The sequence below is a fragment of the Corallococcus aberystwythensis genome (genome assembly GCF_003612165.1).
In the GTDB taxonomy this organism is placed as follows: Bacteria; Myxococcota; Myxococcia; order Myxococcales; family Myxococcaceae; genus Corallococcus; species Corallococcus aberystwythensis.
The window spans coordinates 1-1375 of sequence record NZ_RAWK01000532.1 but is presented as its reverse complement, the minus strand read 5'-3'; the positions used below and the strand labels follow the sequence as shown (position 1 = coordinate 1375).

The following is a 1375-nucleotide window of genomic DNA, read 5'->3' as shown; positions in this document are numbered from 1 at the left end:
CCGCCCAGCCCCTGCCCTCTCGCGCTGAAGGTGCGCCCGCCATCCGTGCTCGCCCACAGCTTCGAGCGGCTGCCGTCCAGCGCCAGCGCGTACACCGTGCCCGCGCCGTCCACCGTCAGCACCTCGTGCGTCGTGTTCGTGAACACGGGCTCCAGCGTGAGCGGTCCCTGCACTCCGCCATCCACCGGCGGCGTCCCCGCATCCACTCCGCCATCCGTGCCCGCGCCGCCATCCGGCGTCCCCGCGTCCACGCCTCCGTCCGTGCCTGGACCCGCGTCCGGCGCGCTCCCGCCATCCGGCGTCCCGGTGCCGCCATCCGCACCGCTGTTGCTCCCGCCATCCGGTGTCCCCGCGTCCTGCCCGGAGCCGCCGCCCCCTTCCGGCTGGCGCGGCAGGGCCACGCGCATCACCCGGCCGCTGGAGTTCGCGTCCACCGAGTCACCGTAGAAGCACGGCACCTCCGTGGCGCTGTCCGGCAGCACGTCCAGCGCGTTCAGGTAGCCCTTGAAGCTCGTGCGCGAATCCAGCGTCACCGGGTCGCTGAACACGCCGTCGCGCAGCACCCGCACCCGGATTTCGTAATCCGAGGCCGTCTGGAAGTGATTGTAGAAGACATACAGCGCGTCTCCGACGCGCGTGGTGGCGGGCTGCAACGCCCAGTCCGGCGTCCCCTCCACCAGGATGCGCGAGCCGAAGGACGTCCCGTCGAAGCGCCGGTAATACAGCCGCTCCGTCTCGTCCTTGTAGACCAGGTGGATGCCGCCCTTGCCGTCCTCCACCGCGCTCAGCGCCGCGCCATGGTAGATGCCGTCGGAGAACGCGTCCCGCTGCGGCCCCCACGTGTCCAGCGGATCCGCGGCGTCACGCACCCGCATCCGCGTGGGCTCGAAGCCGTCGTGCATGGCCCAGAAGAAGACGAGCTTCGACCCCACGCTGAGCAGCCGCCCTCCGCCCCGCTTCCGCGTCCGCCCCAGGTCCGGCTGCTTCTGGAAGCTCGCGCCGCCGTCCGTGGACACCGCCACCACCGCCGTGGCGCCGCCGTCCGGCTCCATCCGGAACGCCTGCACCCACAGCCGCCCCTTCGAGTCCCGCGCCAGCAGCGCCCGCGAGTACGCCTGGGTGCTGTCCGCGTTGAACACCCGCACCGCCGGCTCCGGCGTCCAGGTGTCCTCCTCCTCGTCGTAGCGCCACCACTGGAAGTACACGTCGTGCCGCGACGACGCCGCCAGCGACGGCGCCTCGTACGCGTAGACCATCGCCACGTCGCGTCCCACCGTGACCAGCTCCGCGCGGTCATGGTGCGACGCATCCGGCTGGATTTCCGCCAGCTTGGAGAAGCTCTGGAACCCGTCCTCGGAACGGAACAGGTTCAGCC

At 71.7% G+C, this 1375-nt stretch carries 1 pseudogene; it reads right to left on the bottom strand.

What is annotated here, in order from left to right:
* Window positions 1-1373, bottom strand: a pseudogene (locus D7W81_RS41235) (WD40/YVTN/BNR-like repeat-containing protein); the annotation flags it as partial.
* Window positions 1374-1375: the final 2 nt, after the last annotated feature.